Source organism: Streptomyces sp. SID14478, from assembly GCF_010548525.1.
Classification (GTDB): domain Bacteria; phylum Actinomycetota; class Actinomycetes; order Streptomycetales; family Streptomycetaceae; genus Streptomyces.
Genome location: NZ_JAAGMG010000084.1, coordinates 1 through 2517, shown reverse-complemented (window position 1 = coordinate 2517; position 2517 = coordinate 1). Strand labels below are relative to the sequence as shown.

4 protein-coding genes are annotated in these 2517 nt (G+C 73.2%); 3 read left to right on the top strand and 1 reads right to left on the bottom strand.

The features are described 5' to 3' along the window. Positions 1 to 893: histidine kinase (locus G3I40_RS02940; protein ID WP_164300572.1), on the top strand; the 893-nt coding region annotated here is incomplete at its 5' end. Further along, positions 857 to 1501 carry a response regulator transcription factor gene (locus G3I40_RS02935; protein ID WP_164300571.1) on the top strand — a complete coding sequence of 215 codons (645 nt, stop codon included), beginning with the start codon at positions 857 to 859 and terminating at the stop codon, positions 1499 to 1501. The genes G3I40_RS02940 and G3I40_RS02935, both read left to right, overlap by 37 nt. 9 nt (positions 1502 to 1510) lie before the next feature. On the opposite strand, the gene G3I40_RS02930 is transcribed toward G3I40_RS02935, so the two are convergent. Beyond that, the gene (locus G3I40_RS02930) at positions 1511 to 2014 is read right to left on the bottom strand and encodes a MarR family transcriptional regulator (protein ID WP_164300570.1); all 504 of its coding nucleotides are present in this window, start codon (positions 2012 to 2014) and stop codon (positions 1511 to 1513) included. A gap of 102 nt (positions 2015 to 2116) precedes the next feature. Here G3I40_RS02930 and G3I40_RS02925 point away from each other — a divergent pair. Next, on the top strand, positions 2117 to 2517 hold a 401-nt coding region (locus G3I40_RS02925; RefSeq protein ID WP_343244803.1), incomplete at its 3' end, for an MFS transporter.

Genomic DNA, 2517 nt, shown 5'->3' with positions numbered 1-2517 from the left:
ACGGCCTGTGGGGCGTCTTCCTCGCGTTCTTCGGCCGGTCCCTCTCGTACAGCTGGGACGGCGTGTGGTACACGGTCATTCACGTCGACGACCGGCCGCACGCGGTCATGGCGGGGCTGCTCGGCGTGGCCATCGGCGCGGCGGGCCTCGCGCTCGCGCCCGGCAGCCTCGACCGGCACGCCCGCTTCGTGCGGGCCACGCTCACCCCCGGCGACCAGGAGATGATGGCCGCACGCATCGCGCACCTCGCCGCGACCCGCTCCGACGCCGTGGACACCTCGGCCGCCGAACTGCGCCGCATCGAACGCGACCTGCACGACGGCGCGCAGGCCCGGCTCGTCGCGATGGGCATGACCCTCGACGCCGCCGAGCACCGGCTGAAGGACGACCCGGAGGCCGTCCGTGCCCTGCTCGCCGAGGCCCGCGCCTCCTCGTCGGCCGCCCTCCAGGAACTGCGTGACCTGGTCCGCGGCATCCACCCGCCGGTCCTCGCCGACCGCGGACTCGCCGACGCCGTACGGTCGTTGGCGCTGCTGAGCCCGCTGCAGACGGAGGTCACCGTCGACCTGGCCGGCCGCCCGGAGCCGCCCGTAGAGTCGGCCGTCTACTTCGCGGTCGCCGAGAGCGTCACGAACGCGGCCAAGCACGCGGACGCCGAGCGCCTGTGGATCGACATCGGCTACGACCCCGCGCGCGCCGCCCTGCGGGTCGGGGTCACCGACGACGGGCGCGGCGGCGCCGATCCCGCCCGGGGCAGCGGTCTGGCCGGGGTCGAGCGCCGGCTCGCCACCTTCGACGGCGTCCTCGCGGTCCACAGCCCGGCCGGCGGGCCGACGCAGATCTCCATGGAGGTGCCGTGCGCGTTGTCGTCGCCGAAGACCACTTCCTGCTGAGGGACGGTCTCGTACGACTCCTCGGCGCGTACGGCCACGAGGTCGCCGCCGCCGTGGACAACGGGCCCGAACTGCGCAAGGTCCTCGTCGCGGAGCGCCCCGACGTCGCGATCGTCGACGTACGGCTGCCCCCGGACTTCAGCGACGAGGGCCTGCGCGCCGCCCTCGCCGCGCGCGAACAGGTGCCCGGGTTGCCGGTGCTGCTGCTCTCGCAGTACGTGGAGCCCCTGTACGCGAAGGAGTTGCTGGCCGACGGCGCGGGGGCCTGCGGCTACGTCCTGAAGGACCGGGTGACCAACGGGGCCGAGTTCCTCGCCACCATCGGGCAGGTCGCCGGCGGCGGCACCGTGATGGACCCCGAGGTCGTCTCGAAGCTGCTCGCCCGCAAGGTCCGCGACCGGCGCCTCGGCTCGCTGACCGCGAGGGAGCGCGAGGTGCTCGGGCTGCTGGCGCAGGGACGCTCCAACGCGGGTGTGGCGGAGGCCCTGTTCGTCACCGAGAAGGCCGTCACCAAGCACATCGGCAACATCTTCACCAAGCTCGGCCTGCTGCCCGGCGAGAGCGACAACCGCCGGGTGCTGGCCGTGCTGGCGTACCTGGAGGGCTGAGGCCCGCCGTCAGTCACCGGGTGCGGTGGTGGCCAGCAACTGCCGCAGCAGGTAAGCCAGTTGCTGGGCCGCCGGACCGTCGAGCGCCGCGTCCAGGGCCTGCTTCTGGACGTCGAGCCCCGCGCCGACCGCTTCGTCCACGACCGCAAGGCCTTCGCCGGTGAGGGTGACCTGAAGGCCGCGGCGGTCGTGCGGGTCGGGGGAGCGGCGCACCAGGCCCCGGCGCTCCAGCTTGTCGAGGCGCCCCGTCATGCCACCCGTCGTCAGCATCAGCGCCGCCGAGAGCCGGCGGGGCGAGAGCGTGTGCGGGGCGTCGGCGCGGCGCAGGGTCGCCAGCACGTCGAACTCGCCGCGGGAGATCCCGAGCCGCGCGTACGTCTGCTCGATCCGGTCGCCCATGCCGCGGGCGAGCCGGTAGACGCGGCCGAACACCTCCATCGCGGTGGTGTCCAGGTCCGGCCGCACCTTCGCCCACTGGTCGACGATCGCGTCGACGGCGTCCTTGTCAGTCATGTTCCGAGTATCCGGACCCGCTCGCTTCCCGGCAAGAAAGTTGCTTGACGGAAAGTAGCTTACGGCTAAGCTACTTCCAACCAAGCTACCTAGGGGGTCCCGGTGAAGAGCAAGCGCCGCATACCCGGTGAACGGTCCATGACCTTCGCCGGCGCCGTAAACGGCATCGGCAACGGCATGTACGTCCCGTTCACGCTGGTGTTCTTCCACTACGTCACCGGCCTGTCGTTCCCGGTCGTCGGCGCGGTGCTGACCGTGACCGGCCTGGCCGGGATGGGCGCCCTGCCGCTGGCGGGCGCCGCCGTCGACCGGTTCGGGGCCCGCCCCGTCCAGTACGTGCTCTACACGGTCCGGGCCGTCGGCTTCCTGCTCTACCCGGCAGCCCACTCGCTGCCCGCCTTCGCCGCGGTGGCGTTCCTGACGGCGGCCGCGGACCGGGCCTTCCCCGCCGCGCAGTCCGCGCTCATCGGGGAGGTGGCGCGCGGCGCCGACCGCGACCGGCT